General features: G+C 57.7%; 16 protein-coding genes and 1 pseudogene. 5 read left to right on the forward strand and 12 right to left on the reverse strand.

From position 1 onward, the window contains the following. Positions 1–679 precede the first annotated feature (679 nt). The 3 genes and pseudogenes from ACNQQL_RS34900 to ACNQQL_RS34910 form a co-directional block, all read left to right on the forward strand. Positions 680–1,021 carry a SymE family type I addiction module toxin gene (locus tag ACNQQL_RS34900; protein WP_347069114.1) on the forward strand — a complete coding sequence of 114 codons (342 nt, stop codon included), beginning with the start codon at positions 680–682 and terminating at the stop codon, positions 1,019–1,021. Then, positions 1,018–1,338 (forward strand): helix-turn-helix domain-containing protein, encoded by a 321-nt coding sequence (locus ACNQQL_RS34905; protein WP_347069116.1) that lies wholly within the window; start codon positions 1,018–1,020, stop codon positions 1,336–1,338. Before ACNQQL_RS34900 ends, ACNQQL_RS34905 begins: the two co-directional genes overlap by 4 nt. 321 nt (positions 1,339–1,659) lie before the next feature. Continuing rightward, a pseudogene (locus tag ACNQQL_RS34910) lies at positions 1,660–2,112 on the forward strand (integrase core domain-containing protein); the annotation flags it as partial. Between the two features lie 48 nt (positions 2,113–2,160). On the opposite strand, the gene ACNQQL_RS34915 reads toward ACNQQL_RS34910, so the two are convergent. The 8 genes from ACNQQL_RS34915 to ACNQQL_RS34950 all read right to left on the reverse strand — a co-directional run bounded on the left by ACNQQL_RS34915 (position 2,161) and on the right by ACNQQL_RS34950 (position 10,365). Continuing rightward, positions 2,161–2,643: a hypothetical protein gene (locus ACNQQL_RS34915; RefSeq protein ID WP_347069118.1), complete on the reverse strand. Its 483-nt coding sequence runs from the start codon at positions 2,641–2,643 to the stop codon at positions 2,161–2,163. A gap of 273 nt (positions 2,644–2,916) precedes the next feature. Continuing rightward, positions 2,917–3,351 (reverse strand): hypothetical protein, encoded by a 435-nt coding sequence (locus tag ACNQQL_RS34920; protein WP_347069120.1) that lies wholly within the window; start codon positions 3,349–3,351, stop codon positions 2,917–2,919. 2 nt (positions 3,352–3,353) lie between these two features. Further along, on the reverse strand, positions 3,354–3,788 hold the full coding sequence (locus ACNQQL_RS34925) for a hypothetical protein (RefSeq protein ID WP_347069122.1): 435 nt from the start codon (positions 3,786–3,788) through the stop codon (positions 3,354–3,356). A 13-nt stretch (positions 3,789–3,801) separates the two neighbouring features. Next, complete coding sequence (locus ACNQQL_RS34930; protein ID WP_347069124.1) at positions 3,802–4,851, reverse strand: GH-E family nuclease; 1,050 nt, start codon at positions 4,849–4,851, stop codon at positions 3,802–3,804. A gap of 15 nt (positions 4,852–4,866) precedes the next feature. Next, on the reverse strand, positions 4,867–5,664 hold the full coding sequence (locus ACNQQL_RS34935) for an ankyrin repeat domain-containing protein (RefSeq protein WP_347069126.1): 798 nt from the start codon (positions 5,662–5,664) through the stop codon (positions 4,867–4,869). 110 nt (positions 5,665–5,774) lie between these two features. Next, positions 5,775–6,965 carry a PAAR-like domain-containing protein gene (locus ACNQQL_RS34940; RefSeq protein ID WP_347069128.1) on the reverse strand — a complete coding sequence of 397 codons (1,191 nt, stop codon included), beginning with the start codon at positions 6,963–6,965 and terminating at the stop codon, positions 5,775–5,777. Continuing rightward, on the reverse strand, positions 6,950–8,242 hold the full coding sequence (locus ACNQQL_RS34945) for a DUF2169 domain-containing protein (protein WP_347069130.1): 1,293 nt from the start codon (positions 8,240–8,242) through the stop codon (positions 6,950–6,952). The genes ACNQQL_RS34940 and ACNQQL_RS34945 overlap by 16 nt, the downstream gene beginning before the upstream one ends. An 11-nt stretch (positions 8,243–8,253) precedes the next feature. Then, entirely contained in the window at positions 8,254–10,365 is a 2,112-nt protein-coding gene (locus ACNQQL_RS34950) for a type VI secretion system Vgr family protein (RefSeq protein ID WP_347069132.1), read from the reverse strand. 140 nt (positions 10,366–10,505) lie between these two features. Between ACNQQL_RS34950 and tssF the strand changes: the two genes are divergently transcribed. After that, positions 10,506–12,383, forward strand: a complete 1,878-nt coding sequence (gene tssF, locus ACNQQL_RS34955) for a type VI secretion system baseplate subunit TssF (RefSeq protein WP_347069134.1) — start codon at positions 10,506–10,508, stop codon at positions 12,381–12,383. Between the two features lies 1 nt (position 12,384). Here tssF and ACNQQL_RS34960 read toward each other — a convergent pair whose 3' ends face one another. The 4 genes from ACNQQL_RS34960 to ACNQQL_RS34975 all read right to left on the reverse strand — a co-directional run bounded on the left by ACNQQL_RS34960 (position 12,385) and on the right by ACNQQL_RS34975 (position 15,309). Then, positions 12,385–12,957: a hypothetical protein gene (locus ACNQQL_RS34960; RefSeq protein ID WP_175890107.1), complete on the reverse strand. Its 573-nt coding sequence runs from the start codon at positions 12,955–12,957 to the stop codon at positions 12,385–12,387. Positions 12,958–12,978: 21 nt separating this feature from the next. Continuing rightward, positions 12,979–13,356 (reverse strand): DUF3592 domain-containing protein, encoded by a 378-nt coding sequence (locus ACNQQL_RS34965; protein WP_047898728.1) that lies wholly within the window; start codon positions 13,354–13,356, stop codon positions 12,979–12,981. A gap of 165 nt (positions 13,357–13,521) precedes the next feature. Then, complete coding sequence (locus tag ACNQQL_RS34970) at positions 13,522–13,917, reverse strand: DUF3592 domain-containing protein (RefSeq protein ID WP_347069136.1); 396 nt, start codon at positions 13,915–13,917, stop codon at positions 13,522–13,524. A gap of 741 nt (positions 13,918–14,658) precedes the next feature. After that, positions 14,659–15,309 carry a hypothetical protein gene (locus ACNQQL_RS34975; RefSeq protein ID WP_347069138.1) on the reverse strand — a complete coding sequence of 217 codons (651 nt, stop codon included), beginning with the start codon at positions 15,307–15,309 and terminating at the stop codon, positions 14,659–14,661. 188 nt (positions 15,310–15,497) lie between these two features. Between ACNQQL_RS34975 and ACNQQL_RS34980 the strand changes: the two genes are divergently transcribed. Next, positions 15,498–15,629 (forward strand): transposase (locus ACNQQL_RS34980; RefSeq protein ID WP_347069140.1); only part of this gene is annotated, 132 nt, incomplete at its 3' end.

A 15,629-nucleotide genomic window follows, 5' to 3' on the forward strand; every position in this document is an offset into this window, starting at 1 on the left:
ACTGGAAATCGGCGATGAACCAGTTTGCTATCCTGTTCGGAGACCGATTTATGCAGGCGCGCGGATAACGTGCTGTTCAACCGCCTCGCCCACAAAAATGCGGACAGGTTCATTACGGCCGGGCCCAACGACCGCCGTCGAATATGCGTCACGGTGCCGCGCAAACCAAGCTTAACGTCTCCGGATGCCGCATCCAATAGGACTGAACCGATTCGCGCTGGGATTCGTTCCCGTTATAAAGACCGCCGTTCATTGACGGATGGCGGCCGGTTTCGTCGACGTCTCACGCGCATTCATCGTCACGGTGAGCGGTGAACGATATCCTCGTGCGGCGTGCAACAGGTGCATCGAAACAATCGGCCGACACGTTTTTCAACACATCGGTGATGAAACGACGACGCGGCCAGCCAACGCAGGCGCCCCGAAATCGTTGAGCAGCAAGCACGCGAGACATTGGCCTGATGGCCAGTTCTGCGGAAACGCACATAACCATCACCCGAAACCGATCGAACTTGGCTACAGTGGTTGCACGTTTTCGCAAGGACGTTTAGGGCATGTCGGCACGCCAGGCATGTGACGAAGTGACGATCGAAATCCACTGCGTAAACGAGCGCGGCCTGCAGATGTAGGAGCACCTGCAGGCCGCTGACCACAACCAACTCAACCCCTGGAGTTGACCATGGCTGACGCGAATCATAGCGCACCGTTTCTTTTCCAAGACTGTTTCGTCGACACTCAAACATCTTTTCAATCTCGCCGCATCGTCCCGCATATCAGGCTCACCGATATGGCGCCACCTATCCTGCATCTGTGGATGAAGCTGTCCGGCCGGTGGATCGAGGCGGCGGGCTTCGAGCCCGAGCAGCGCTTGCAGATCGAGGTGTCGCACCAGCGGCTGGTGATCACGCCGATCGACGATGCGAGCCGCGATCCTGTCGGGAAGAATGGATTCCCCGCTTTCGATACCACGATGGAACAGCAGCAGCCGCAGTTCTCGGCGGTCACGGGAGACGCACAATGAATCGCGACGACCAGAATCATGACACCGACAACGTACCGGCCGATTTCGACTTCTACGACGTCGGGGAACTGGCGGCCAAGTCCGCACTCGTGCTGAAACTCAACTCGCTGATCGCCTCGCAAGCCCTGACTGAGGGCGAGGCTGCGGCGCTCGCGGAAATGGCCCGGCCGGCGGTCACGCCCGAGCAACGCGAGAGGCTCCGGAACGTTTCGCTGGATCAACTGATGGTGACGCTGGCGGCATTTGGCCAGCATGTGGAAATCGTGGTGCGGCCTGTGGGGAAATCGGGCCCGGCGGGTATCACGGTTTCGGTCTGACAGCGGGCGTAGCACGACAAGGAAAGGTGTGGCAGCCGGAAGCGCGTCGGCGCTCGCGTAAGGCGGCGTCAGGCGTAGGTGCTATCAAATAAATGGCACGACTGCGGCCGGGCCCAACGGTCACCACCGAAGCGGATTCGGTGCCACACCTCTTCCATTTAACGTGGCCGATTGTCACAGCCAGTCGGAGCAGGTCGATTCTGCAACCCGTCAACGCGTTTCTGCAGTGTTCCGCACGATCAAGAGACGATCCCTGTTTTCCAAACGTCGGAAGTCTGCCCGCGTTTTTCCGTAATCCGCGTTGCACCCGTAAAAGACGCTGCCGTGGTCATCATCGACGTCTTTACGCGCGAAGCACTAGCCATCGATGTTGGTCAGCGATTGAGCGCTTCAGATGTCGTGCGTGCACTGGATGAACTGAGGAGCAAACGCGGAGCGCCCCGCACGCTGTTTTGTGACAACGGCTCGGAATTTACGAGTCAGGTGATGGACCTGTGGGCTTACCATCACAAGGTCGAGATTGCCTTCAGCCGGCCCGGCAAGCCAACGGATAACGCATTCGTGGAGTCGTTCAACGGCACGCTACGCGATGAATGCCTGAACGTGCACTGGTTCACATCGCTGGCCGATGCCAGGGAGCAGATTGAACGATGGCGGGTCGAATACAACGAGAGTCGGCCTCACAGGGCTCTCGGTGAAGTGCCGCCTGCCGAATACGTCCGTCAGTTGGGCCTGCAGGCCCAACTGACGGACCAACAGAACGCCGAAGACTAACATTGCCTTTGGCACTGAAAACCGGGACCGTTCAGAAAGCGAACTCTACTAGACTTCGGCTGGCCCTGTTTGCAGGGGGCAGGTCAGAGTGACCTTCAACTGAATGGGCACCAACATCTTGGCGTAAGCGCGCAAAATGTCGTTGTACAGATCTGCGTGCTTGGGCGCCTCGACGGTGATAATTAGCGCGTAGCGAATCTTCTCCGCACTCGCCGTCGACGCACCGGCCTCGCGTGCGTGGTAGTTGATGTCGAACACGGGGTTATCCAGGCTACTGCCACGCATGGACTTGTTACCGTGCAGGACCGTCTCCCACTTGCCCATGTCTGAACGACGCGCCTCTTCCGTAGCGCACTCCTTCATATCGAAGAAGCCCTTCGTGTCCGCGTTGCTCTTGCCCTCGTTCACCTTCTTGTCGCTAGGCCGAAACACGATTTCCAAGCCGGCCCGCGTGTAGGCAACGGCATCCTGCGCGGTTTCCGCTCGTCTGTACAAGTCGAAATCCGAGCCCGAGGCGGTCTCGTTACACATGTAGAACGCCAAGTACGCAACGCGCAGCAGGTAAATGACCCGGTCGCAATCACCGCTTCTCGAGTGACACGGTCAGCGCCACGTGATGCTCCAGCGATAGCGATGGCGATGGCACTTTCTCGGCCGATAGCGACGATAACTTCCCTTTGGTCAAGGCCGACCGACGCCTCGTTGGCGTCACATCATTTCCCACTGGCCTTCCTTCCAATTACAAGCGCCTGCAACCCTTCTCGCGGACTACCCCAAAGTTCACGCAGTACAAGGTTTGATGGATCAACCGACAAGCTTTCTATCACGCAACATCTGCAAATACTTTTCGCCCTCGTCGTCCTCGTCGAAAATCTCTTCGCCATCGAGCATGTATGCCTTTAGTAAACTGGCGACTCCCTGCTCCTCGTCTCCGAGACTGACCTGACTTTGCCCCAATCGATAGTGAACAAAGGGGTTCTCCTGTCCGCCGGGGCCATTAAGCGCATCAAAGAAGCTCTGTCGCGCTGCCTCAAACTCTTCGATCTGATATTGCGCATCACCGATCGATGCGGAGAGCCAAGTGTATGCTTCCCAGTCAACCCGAGGTTCGGGAAGCAACTCGATAGCGGCACGCCATCGCTGAATTGCTTCATCGAACTTCGATGCATCACACAGGACATTGCCCTGTTCCGAGAGAGCATCTAACTCGCCTTGGATTTTCTTGGGAAGCCTGGTCATTTTTATTTAACGCCCTTCGATGCACGCTTCGCGAATTCGAGATACTTCTTATCCTCACCAGAAAATGGCCGACTCCCAAATTGCTCATACAGCGGCACAAAGAATTCCGCGGATTTATCTAGATCCCCGGCTTCAAAATACACCGTTCCGCTAAGAAAGCCGATTGTCAGATCCGGGCCGGTTCCAGAACCGTACGCCTTCTTCATTTCTGCCAACCAGTGAACAGCCTTATCAAACTGTTTAGTATCGCGATAAAAAACGACGAATCCGCGTGTCATCGACTGCGCGAGGTCGTATTGCTCTCTAGGCACGGGCAAAATCTCCCACGCCTTTGTGAAATTTACCTCGGCTTCAGCGAAGTCTCCCTTCTTCCAAGCTTCCCGACCCGCCGCACCGTAAGCGTATACGTCTTTGGTCAGTTCTTCTGGTAGCTTCATGGCCATATGCACCTTACTTCAATGGGGGTAGATAACGTTCACCCAGTTTAGCACCAAGGGATCTGTTGACCCAGTATGGTTGCAAATCGTAATTCTTGGAGTCGAGCATCCATGCACGAACCTCTGGAGCTTTCGCCCCATACTCTCGCCCAACATTGTTCCACCAGGTAACCGCGTCCGTTTGGTGCGCCATATCAGCGTCTTTAAGCGGATACCAGTTTCCCTTGTACTCAAACTCTTTCTCTCCAGTGAACGGATCTTCGCGTAGCCTGCCTTCCTTTTCGAGCCGCGCCTGCACTTCCTTGCCCGTCCGTGAATTCTTGCCTGGGGTACGCCCGAGGTAACGTTCGCGCAGTGACTTACGTCGCCTGAGTACCTTTGCTCCATCCCCGACTGCATCTCCAGCACCGGCACCTTCAGTTGCACCAGTCGCCTTGCCGACCGCCGTGGGCGCGTCGGCAGCCTTTGCGCCCTCAGCAACAGCGCCTTCAGTCTTAAGCACCTTCCCAGCGGCCGAAGCGGTCTTAGTCAGTTCAGCTCCTTCAGCAGCACCAACCTTACCCAGGGCCGCCATACCTCTGACTCCGCCCTTGGCCAGCCCAGCTCCTCCAGCAAGAAGTGATGCCGCCGTCGCAATCTTGTCGCCGCCAGCCTGGGCCGCATTGCTCATCTTGAACTTGGGTAGCTCGATGGAGCCAGCACTCGCCTTAACCTCCTGCGCCCCCTGCATCAGCGCCTCAGCAGACTGCGTTTGCCCAAACACACTTTGCATAGCCGCAGCCTGCTCCATTTGCCCTGCGGTTTGGAGCGTACTGCCTTTGATCAGCAACTCGCCAATATCGGACGGTATATTGGCAATCCCTTTGACAGCGCCCTTCGTCGCCTCCCATGGATGATCTGCGGCCTCACTCAGCTCGTGCTTCGTATTGCCCCACCATTTGGAGAACCACCCCTCCTCTTCTGGTGTTTCCGCTTTCACCGGCGGATTGGCTGAAGACGCAGGGGCGCCCGACATCGACGCCTGACCGTACAATCTGCCGACAGTATTGCCCTTGTCACCCACGGTACGCTCCCCGACTTATTTTTTGCTCATCTGTTCTCGAACCTTCGCTGGCGGGTCAGGCGGAAACTTCGCCCCCTTTGCAATCATCAGCGCGCGCAGACGCTCGAATTTTTCCAAGCGCTCCTTGCCCTCTGGCGACAACCCTGGTGCGGGAGGAGTCTGGGTCGTTCTGACCGGTTGCCCCTCCTTATCCAACGAGATGTCGGTGACCGTAGCCTGCTTGGCCTCCGGTTGCAGTGCGTCGATGTCCTTTTGCACGGAGTAGGCCACGCTCACGCCGTTCGTCGTATGGGCATTTACATCAGCACCATGCTCAACGAGAAAAAGCGCAATGTCCGGCTTGCCGACATCGAGCGAGGAATCCAACGCTGTGCCGCCGATGCTGTCGCGATGATTGATGTTTGCGTGACGTTCGACCAGCAGCTTCACCCGCTCCATCGCGCCGTTGCCTTCCATCGCCCGCTGCAACAGACTCGTGCCATCACTATCAACCGTGTCCGGCGACAAGCCACCATCGAGCATCGCTTTCAGGTATCGAGTATCTTCATTGGTGATCGTGAAGTACATCGCGCTGCCCAAGCCCTCCACGATTTGTGCGTCCGGCTTTGAGCCATGCGCGATCAGTTCGCTGATCGCGGGGAAATTCTTGGTCGAGATAGCGAACCAGAGCAATGTCATTTCTTGTCGCCCAGGCTTGTTCACGTCGATCCCGGACAACGCCGATTTCAGTTGAGCAACATCGCCATCGCTGATCGCCTTGGCAGCAGACAGATAGCCGCCGTCAAAATACTTGCTGGGTGAATTCGAGCTCATATTGCATCCACTTACGATGATTGTTAGTGCGGAGACAGCGGCTACAGCGATCCACCGCCAACGCGCCGTGTGCTTCACCCTTCGGGCCGGCGAAGTTGTCGTGTTGGTCCTCAAGGACGAGTCTCCTGAACGATCGTGGCCTGATCGGCTGTCTTTTGTGCTTCGATGCCATCGATGACCTGATTCATGCCATGGCGCTCAACTGCCCCACCCGTTCCCGGAATGATGTGCGGCGTACCGACAGCTGTAGGCATCATCCCGTGACTGCCCTCCTGAACCTTCGTCAGGACCTCCCCTTCCACGCGGTACGCCTGAATATCGGACGCCACCGGTGTCCCGCCATAGCGCGCTACCGTCGCCGGATTGAGGCCCGCTGAGTTGAACGTGGTCGCGGCCAACCCACTCGCACGAGATGCGGCGGAACCCATGCCGCCACCGAGCGAATGCCCCACAATGTCCACGTCGGTTCCACTGTTCTGAAGCGCTCGCCCGATCTTGACTGCACGATCGTAATAGGCTGAGTTCTTATTGGCCCCTTGAGCGATGTTATTGGCCCAGTCGGACCACTTGTACTTGTCTGTTCCCTGAAAAACCACCTGCGTCTTGAAGTCGTTTCCGAAAACTGCGGGATCGGGTTCGTAGACCTGCGCACGAAAGTTTGTTCCCGGTATCGAGAAATCGTTGGGCTTCAACTTGAACTGGGCCAGCTTCGCGGGGTCGCTGCTGACGTTCTTCCATCCCTCTGGCGCCGCCTGCTCCGGGTGGTAAACGTTCTCCGCCAAGCGCGCCTTTTCGACCGCCGTATTGTTTTGCTCGAAGCGATTTGCCGCCGCTTCGAGCTTGCTTCGCTCCGGTCCCGGTGGCATCGAAGCAGCCTTCCCCCGTGCCTCGGCGATCTGGGCCTTCCGACCTCGCCAACGGGCGGCCTTTGCATCCTTTCCGACGTAATTGCCGTTCATCCAGAACTGGTCGCTGTGGCGCACGACCATCTTGCTTTCAACCCGGACAGTCTTGCTATGATCGATCGGCCAGCATTTGGCACCAACGGTTCCGCTTTCGACTCCATGTGCTACGCCAGCCTGATCACCGATCGTATCTGGTGCGAAACTCGAATCGAACCGAACGATCGGATTCCCGTTTGCAAACACCGTCTTCGACGTCATCTGACTGTCGCCAAGGCTCGCCGTGACAGGATAAGGTACCGGCGGCGTGCTACTCCCCATGGGGGTTTTGCATACGTCAGGCATCATCGACACAATGGTCCATTGGCCATCCTTGCGGGCCATTACGTTGTCTGCCACGTGTCCTCCGGTTCGCTCGTCATTTCGTGGACTCGCGCTCGTAGCAGTGGCGCATGTCGATCCAGTTCGAAACGTGCCTCACACACGCGTACTACTGGCAGCAACGGAAAACCCGCTCGCCACGTCACCGATACTCGCATGTCCTCGGTATCGATCAAGAGCGTGTCGAGCTTCATCTCGAGCGGCACAATTTCCCCGCTCTTAAAGCGAAGTGCCACAAGCGCGCGATGTCCGGGAAGTCGCGCACGCAAAAAGCCTGCACGTGTGTGCTCTGGCAACGCGAGATTGGCAAGTTCGAAGGCGAGTCCTGGCGCGGGCCATTCGATCTGCTGATCTGCCGGTGCACCATTCCAATGATGGAAGTCATGATCCGCCGGGTGGTATGGCCATCTCGTCTTATGCCATGTCTCGTCGTAAGTCCCGGCCAACTGCAGACGCGGTGTCCAGGCGCGACCGACAACACCCAATCCGACAGGCGTCGTCGCGTAGCTCGCTACGACCTCTTTCATCTGCGTGGCATCCAGCCCCGAAGCCGAGTGCTCGGCAACGTCGAGACTGGTTGTTGGAATGTCCCATGCCTCTATCTGAGGCGCCGGAATTTCGGCAATCTTCGGCAACGGTCCTGGAATCGATGACGCACACAACGAGGCGACGACCGACTTATGGGTCGCCCGATCAAGGAAACGCTTCTCTACCCATCCCCGGCCCAGCGGGTTGGCGAAGCAGACTTCGTTCAGTTCAAGTTCCGCGCTCGCTCCCGTTGCACCCGGCGCAAGGGTGACGCGGCTCGCGCCGCCGTACGCCTGCTCCCAGCGCACCGGAACAGCGCTTGTGGGTTCAGGCTCGCCGAGCTTCCACCCACGCCAGCCCTTTGTAAATGAGCGCGGCCCCGTTACGCGCAGTCCTTTGTCGATGACCATCGTGCCGGCATCGGACACCCGTACGCGAGCGGGCCACGAAGCCACAGGCGTGCCATGCGGGGCGTGTGCCGTCGCGCGAACCAGGACATCACACTTTGGCTTGAACGGCGCGAGATCACTCTCCCATTTCACGCTGCTCGTACCCGTTTCGCCTTCGTATTCGTCTGCCATCGCCAACGGGACGGCATTGTCGCCGCTCAGCAGCACGCAACGATGCGTATCGCCATCGGCGTCGAGCGATTGCGTCGGCTCAAGCCGATACGCTGCCTTGAGCGCCACGACGTGAATTTCGTTCCCTGGCACGTCAACGGCATTGAACGCCATCGCATGCAAGGGCGTGAGGTTACGGAACTCCATCGTCGTAGCGCTTAGTTCAGATCGACGGTCTTGCCGTCGACCTTCACTGCGTCGGAACCGAGAATGTCGATGCTCGTCCCGCTAATCGTGATGTGTCCGCTGCTTTCGAGAACGATCGACGCTTTACCGGTTCGTAGCTCAATGCGATCGCCTGCGGTAACCGTGTAGGTCTTGCCCACCATCGTGGTTTTCGACAACCCCACCTCCTCGGCGCTGGCAAGCCCGGCCGCCGTGTTGATCGCGCCTGCTACGGTCACCGTATACGCGCCGCCCACGGTCAGTGCTTTCGCAAGCCCCACCGTCTCCGTCGACGTCAGTGCAATCAGGAGATTCTCCATCCCTTGGATGGTCTCGTTCCGGTTGCCGCCCACCGTCAGCGTCTCGTTGTTACCAACGGTCTCGGTGCGATCCACGCCAACGTGAATCGTCTCGTTGTTGTCGACCGTTTCCGTGCGATCGTGGCCGACGTGAACCGTTTCGTCGTGGTCGATATTCTTGGTACGGTCGTTGCCAACCCAGTGTGACTCGTCGTGCTCGACCTCGATGCGCTGATCCTTCTCGGCATGCAGCCACACCTCCTCCTCGCCCTTCTTATCCTCGAAGCGAATCGCATTGGCCGTATTGACGTTACCGGTCTTCGTCGAACGCGTCAGAATCCCGCTCTGTGTCGCGCTGGCCGGCAATGCCCACGGCGGCATGTTCTGCGAGTTGTAAACGCGCGACGTCACGAGGGGACGGTCCGGATTTCCGTCCAGGAAGCTCACGACCACCTCATCCCCGATTCGCGGAATCTGAATCATCCCGAAACCGCTGCCCGCCCACGGCTGGCTCACCCGCACCCAGCAGGAGCTCCCTTGGTCGCGTTTGCCGAGACGATCCCAGTGGAACTGCACCTTCACACGACCGAGACTATCCGTATAAATCTCCTCGCCTTTCGGACCTACGACGATCGCCGTCTGCGGCCCGACAATCGTCGGACGCTCGCCCTCGAACGCCGGGCGGTACGGAATTTTCTTGCGAATGCAGGTGAAGCTACACGAGTACGCCGAACTCCCCTCACCGGGCTCATAGTTGTTCGTGCCGGTGTGTGACACAGTCAGCAACAGGAATTGCCGGTCTTCCTGTTTGGTACTGGCGTGATCGTAGTGGTCGTCCAGCTCGAAGTATCGGCACGGCATCATCCGCCGACCCGTCGTCACCCCGACGAACGTCTTGCTGTGTGCAGCCAGCGCTTCCGTCCGGAATCGCGTGAGCTCTTCACCCCGATCACTGTCAGCAAAACCATGCTCGCCGAGATAGTCATAGATCTCGTAGGACGGTACGTCGCCTTGATTGACCTCCGTTCCACCCGACACGAATCGCCGGGCATGAGGAATCTTGTAGTCGAAAGTTTTCAGTCCGACCGTGTCCGGCGCAAGCTGACGCTGCGCTTGAAATGACGTGATGACGGCAAGATTGTCCATCGCCTCGCCCTGGTTGTATTGCAGCGATGGACTGCGCCCGTCGATCGGCTTTGCGGTCACCGAGTTATCGGCGATGATCAGCTTGTGTCCATCCTTCGCATGTTCGAAGTAATAGAACAGGCCATCCTCTCGCATCAACCGTTCGACAAAGGCTAGATCGGTTTCCCTGTACTGGGTGCAATAGCTGCGATTCTTCGTTCCCTTCGAGAGCCGGAACTCGAACGACGCGAGCTTGCCGTACTCTCGAAACACGCGCGAGAGAATCGCCTCTGTGTTCTCTTCCTGAAAGATCCGAATGTCCTGTCGGCGAGAGAGCATCCAGAGCCACGGCAGGATCGTTGCGCCGTACATCGCAAAACCACCATCGGTATCGAGATGCGAAAACGCTGCGACGTATCCGTGGAAGTAACGCTCTTCGGAGCTGGCGAGCGCATCGGTCAACTGCAACGTGATTGTCACCGGTTGCCCGATCAGCTTCTTCAGCTCGATATTCTTGTCCTGCGACGCGAGCCGGACATGCATCTCGAAATTCTGAGATAACCCCTCGGTACAATGGAAATCGACGAGCACGAGATCCGATCGACCTTTCAATGGCGTTTCAATCGTAAACAGGCGATTGCTCTGGAGCTGGAAGAAGCTCGCAATTTCGGACATTTGCATATGTAGCCTCGGAATCTCTCAGCGGAGCGGCAGTTTTTTGTCGGCGCGGCCATTTTAATATGCCTGCACGCCATTTGGACTAGATGTCGGCTCCGGGAAACGGGGACTGATTATCGCGGATTGTTGAATATTTGCAGCGAATGGACCATCTGCTGTCACATTACGAACGTGAAGTCGGGCTGCTTGCACGCAGTCTGGCGGAGTTCGCTCGGCGCTTTCCGAAGATTGCAGCACGCCTCGGCATGACTGGCGGACACGTCGAAGACCTGCACGTCGACCGAATGGTACAGACGTTTGCCCTACTAGCAGCTCGTGTCGATGCGAAGCTTGATGATGATTACCCGCAATTAACCGAGGCACTTCTCGAAATTGCCTATCCGCAGTATCTGCGCACCGTCCCGTCAAGCGCGGTTGCCTCGTTCGACCCATCGGTTCTGTTCGGCCAGCTTACAGAACCGTTGACGATAGCGCGCGGCACGATGCTGGACGCCAATGCCGCACCGTGCCGTTTCCGTACCGTCTATGACGTCACGTTATCGCCATTGCGCATTCACTCGGCTCGCTATTCGCCGGCGACGCTTGCTCCGGCAGCGGCACGCATTCCGTCAGAAGTGACGGGGATCATTTCGATTTCCTTTGCAAGCGAATCCGCGTCGCAAGCATTTGATGAGGCCATTCCGTCCGCCCCGGTTCGAGTGCATTTGACCGGGGAGCGGCCGCTCGTCGCCGCGCTTGCCGATACGCTGCTGCTCCGCGCATCAGGCGCCTACGTGGAAGTGGACGAAAGCGGACGCTGGATCAGTTTGTCGAAAGTGCCGATCGAGCCGGCCGGTTTCGCCAATGAAGAGCAATTGCTACCGAACGAAAGCAACACGAGCGCACAATCCTTCCGGAATCTCGTGGAGTATTTTGCCTTCCCCGAGAAGTTCGATTTCGTCGACATCGACCTGGGGCGAATTCGTCGCGCCGCACGCGCCGCCGCAGCTCGACGGCTGACGCTTCACATCGCCGTGCGAGGCACGGCCCATGATTCCGCTGCCGCTCAGATCCTGGCGACGCTGAACACCAGCACCTTCCGATTGTTTTGCACGCCGGTCGTCAACCTGTTCGAACGCGCAGCAACGCCTATCCAGCTAACCAGTAGTGATGCCGCATATTCGATCACCCCGATCCCGTTGGCAACCGGCATTCCGCTGAGCGTTTACTCGGTTGAAGCCGTCTATCTGGGTGAGCGTACGAAATCGGACGAAGACAAGGCCCTCATCGCTTCACGTGCGACACCGCGCACACAGGTGTGGCCGTATCGTGCATTCAGTCATGCGCGACCGACGGATTCGTCCACCGTCTATTGGTTGGCCTACCGAGATCCGGAAGCCTCGCCGGACGGAGCACTTACGGAATCGCTACTGGCGTTGCTCGACTTAAAGGGTCAAACCGCTCATCCACGACATCCTCAGGTCGATGTCGATGTACTGGCGACCAACGGAGAAATGCCGTCCCGGTTGCCGATCGGTGCGCCGGATAGCGATCTTCTGTACGAGGGCTCAGCGCTGGCATGCCCGATTACCCTACTCTCTCGTCCGACCTTGCCGGCAGCCTTGCCGCGCGGCGGTGCACTTTGGCGCGTCCTGTCGGCGTTGGCGCCGCATCCGCTTGACCTGACGCGAGCCGGACTGCCCGCCCTGAAGGAGTTTCTCCGTTTCCATGCCCCGCGCTCCAGCGTGGTTGCTCAACGTTGCATCGATGCGATCGTATCCCTCGACCACAAGCCGGCGATCAGGTGGATGTCTCTCGACAACCAGTTCCCGTCATTTGTTCGCGGTGTGGAAATCCTGCTTTCATTCTCGGAAGCTGCGACAAGAGATGTCAGCCTGCATCGGTTCTCGGCCATCATGGACCGGTTCTTCGGCCCGTACGCCCACTCAAACAGCTACGTTCAACTCGTCGTGCTGTCAGTTGAAACCGGCAAGGAGCTTTTGCGATGCGCACCGCGCGCCGGGTCACAACCGTTGGTTTAGATCAATGAACGTATCCGGCAAGAATTCCAATACTTCCTCCAGCCTGGAAGCCCACCGTTTGTCCGCGCATGATCAATACAGCCGGCGCCTCTGAAATTGCTCGTTGGAGCAGCCAACTGAAGCCCGGACCTGATAGCCCCGCTGCCAGTAATGCAGGATTCATGCCGAGCAACATCGCATCACCTGCCCAGCCATAAATCGCCGACAACGACCCGTCGACATAAATCGTTCCGCCCTGAAAATCCGATCGCGACAGCTCTGCTCCACGAAACGCGCTCGTCATGTAGATGCTGCCGTAGCTCGGGAAGTCCAATGTGGAGCCCGCCGCCCCAACGCTGCGGCCCCGAATCGGCGGCAGCTTGATCTCAGGTGTCGAGAACCTCGGCAATTTGATTTTTGGGATCTTCAGACCCGCGCCGATCCCGACGCCGACGCCACCGTAGTAGAAGCTCTGATCGTGCTTCTCAGGGTCGGTCAGTATGATCGTGCCGCCCGTTGCCATTACGATCTCAACGCTCAGGCCACCGCCTGCCCCGGTGTTATAGGTCCACTTGCTCAGCCTCAGAAATGACATGCCCGCGCCCCAGTGATCTGGTTATTGTCGTGACGGAAGGTTGATCAGCCCACAAACGATGAAGCCCAATCCGAAGGCAGCGAAAAAGACCGCATTCCCCCAGATCGCATCGAACCGATCGATTCTCGCAGTCGGAATCGGATTCTCGGCAAGATAGCGCACCTGCGGTCGATCGCCGACGGCCATTTTTGACACGATACCGCCTTGCGGATACGAAACGTGTTCGCCTGACTTGGTCATGAACTCGATTTCAGGGTGATAACCGCCCGCGTTCAACTTCACCACTTCGCCCGGCACCATGATCGACGTCCGCATGAATTCACGCGTCAGCTGAACGTTTATCGCCGCTGCGATCAAAAAGCCGACTCCGATCACGACAAAGGCTACGGCCTTGTACATAAATGTGCTCGCTCGTTCGTCAAATAGCAGTCGGGATGATACACAACGCGAGCCCGGAACATGGGACTATCCCACGGCATTCCAGTGCCTCAAGAGAGTACCAACCAAGCATGTCGGAACGCACAACCGACGCGCGCAACAAAAATAACCTTGTCTACTCTCGCGCTATGTCCGCGACCGAAAACTCATAACCCCGCACACGATCGCGAACGCCGCCATGATGGTAAAAACGATCGGCGAATCCCAGATTGCAACAAAGACATTCATCGTTGCACTGCCATCAGGATCGTCGGCTTGGTATCGCACCTCGACTCGCTGACCGAGCTCCACTTTCGTGATCCCACCTTGCGGGTACGAAATCTGCTGCCCTGTCTTGGTGGTGAATTGAATCTCGGGATGGTATCCGCCAGCATTGAGCTTAACGACGAGGCCCGGTACCACAATCGACGTTCGAAGAAACTCTCTAGCCGACTGTGCGTTGATTGCAGCAGCGACAAGAAGGCTCACCCCAATCACAATGGCACTGATGCCCCTAAACATGACGCCCTCTTTTACATTCATTACAATTATTCGGGTGCTCCATGCTGATCGGATCAGCCTGCCAAATTCTAAAACATCCTCGCCTGGACGCCCGACTGTCCGCCTAGTGCGCTATCAGACCTTGGTCGGCAAGTGGCGGCGCTTGCGAATGGTCTTCGGATTTGTCGTCATCTCCAGGTAGGCGCACAGTCGACACCAGTGCCCGTTTCGGATCGTATTCGGCGTCGCGAACCAACGATGCCCGATATGGCATTCCCACTCAAGCCTCGTGCTGGAGTTCACATACTCCGTCGAGACGCATCGACCACCGCGCTCCCTTGCGATTGTTCGCATCAGCTTCAACCCTAGCTTCCGGCCATCGTACGCACACACACAGCACCACCTTCCCGCAACGATTGCCCCCAGCACTGCCGACCAGCGATGGCCATGTGCGCATGCCCATTCAAGTTTCGTCGCGGCGTTCTTGTAGGTACGAGAGAGGCACCGACCACCGTGTGCTTTCGCTAAGCGGCGCATATCGGAGATGTCATATACGTTGCCCTGGTTCTGGCATCTCGGGCACCACGATCCTCGGAAGATCTTCGCTCCCTGCGCATCCCATTCGTGACCATGCCCGCAACGAAACCGGTAATAGGCATCGTTTCCGATGTACTCGGTCGCAAGACAAATGCCGCCACGTTTCAACGCATGGGCCTGCATCGCTTGGAGGCCGTCAGCACGACGATACGCTACCGACTTCCGTGCATTGGCACATTTTCGGCATCACGCACCTCTCGTCACCTCATACCCAACTGTCTCCCATTCGTGCCCTTCCGCACATCGAAAGCGATAACGATCTGAAAGCTTTGTGTAGGTCGTAGACAAGCACTTCCCGCCGCGATTCCGCGCGACCGCACGCAGGCGCTTCATCCCGTCCGGATCGGACATCCGCTTTGAATGCTCCGCACGCGCACATAACACGCACCACGATCCTTTCTGCAAGTTGCTAGCCGTCTTCTCGAACGTGTGTCCTTCACGGCAAACGAACTGGTAGCGCGCCGTACGACCGGCATACTTGGCGGACAAACAACGCCCGCCGGCCTGTCGCGCAAGTTGATCAAGCTGTCGCAGCGACTCCTCATCACGGCAGGTAGGACATGCGATGAGGTTGTAGTACAGATGCGAACCGGATCGGCTGACCTCATGGCCGTTGCTGCAACGGAAGCGATATTGAGCATTCCATCCCCGCCAATCAGATTTCAGCAGCTTCAATCCGTACGGCGAAAGCGCCTCGCGTATTCGTTTCAGTTGGTCAACTGACAATGCCCCTACTCCGCGTAATTGATCTACTTCGCGCAGATGTCGCGACACCCACGACAAAATATCAGCATCCACTCGTTGCCTTTGTACGATGCCGCAGATCCGATCGATCAATTCGTATACACCACTGCCAATTGGCACATCAACTAATTTTTAACGATCGGCGAGCATCCCGCACTTGTGCCGGATTCCAATTTCTTTCAGCCACATATCACAGAGGTGGCCGCGCAAATTTGGATAGTCGGATAAGTGGTTTGGCCGGGGCCTGAGCCAGCAATAATGCTGGCAAAGGAACCGAGGAAATGACGAAACGAACCCGACGGACGCACTCAGCGGCGTTCAAAGCAAAGGTGGCGCTGGCAGCGGTCAAAGGCGAGCGGACGCTGGCCGAATTGGCACAACAGTTCGATGTGCATCCGAACCAGATCACGGAA

Origin of the sequence: Burkholderia sp. LFS061 (assembly GCF_047978125.1) — a bacterium.
GTDB lineage: Bacteria > Pseudomonadota > Gammaproteobacteria > Burkholderiales > Burkholderiaceae > Burkholderia > Burkholderia pyrrocinia_C.

Coding starts and splice junctions, on each gene's coding strand:
- ACNQQL_RS34900 (WP_347069114.1), top strand. CDS start 680: ATGGCTGACGCGAATCATAGCGCACCGTTTCTTTTCCAAGACTGTTTC.
- ACNQQL_RS34905 (WP_347069116.1), top strand. CDS start 1,018: ATGAATCGCGACGACCAGAATCATGACACCGACAACGTACCGGCCGAT.
- ACNQQL_RS34915 (WP_347069118.1), bottom strand. CDS start 2,643: ATGTGTAACGAGACCGCCTCGGGCTCGGATTTCGACTTGTACAGACGA.
- ACNQQL_RS34920 (WP_347069120.1), bottom strand. CDS start 3,351: ATGACCAGGCTTCCCAAGAAAATCCAAGGCGAGTTAGATGCTCTCTCG.
- ACNQQL_RS34925 (WP_347069122.1), bottom strand. CDS start 3,788: ATGAAGCTACCAGAAGAACTGACCAAAGACGTATACGCTTACGGTGCG.
- ACNQQL_RS34935 (WP_347069126.1), bottom strand. CDS start 5,664: ATGAGCTCGAATTCACCCAGCAAGTATTTTGACGGCGGCTATCTGTCT.
- ACNQQL_RS34945 (WP_347069130.1), bottom strand. CDS start 8,242: ATGGAGTTCCGTAACCTCACGCCCTTGCATGCGATGGCGTTCAATGCC.
- ACNQQL_RS34950 (WP_347069132.1), bottom strand. CDS start 10,365: ATGCAAATGTCCGAAATTGCGAGCTTCTTCCAGCTCCAGAGCAATCGC.
- tssF (WP_347069134.1), top strand. CDS start 10,506: ATGGACCATCTGCTGTCACATTACGAACGTGAAGTCGGGCTGCTTGCA.
- ACNQQL_RS34960 (WP_175890107.1), bottom strand. CDS start 12,957: ATGTCATTTCTGAGGCTGAGCAAGTGGACCTATAACACCGGGGCAGGC.
- ACNQQL_RS34965 (WP_047898728.1), bottom strand. CDS start 13,356: ATGTACAAGGCCGTAGCCTTTGTCGTGATCGGAGTCGGCTTTTTGATC.
- ACNQQL_RS34970 (WP_347069136.1), bottom strand. CDS start 13,917: ATGAATGTAAAAGAGGGCGTCATGTTTAGGGGCATCAGTGCCATTGTG.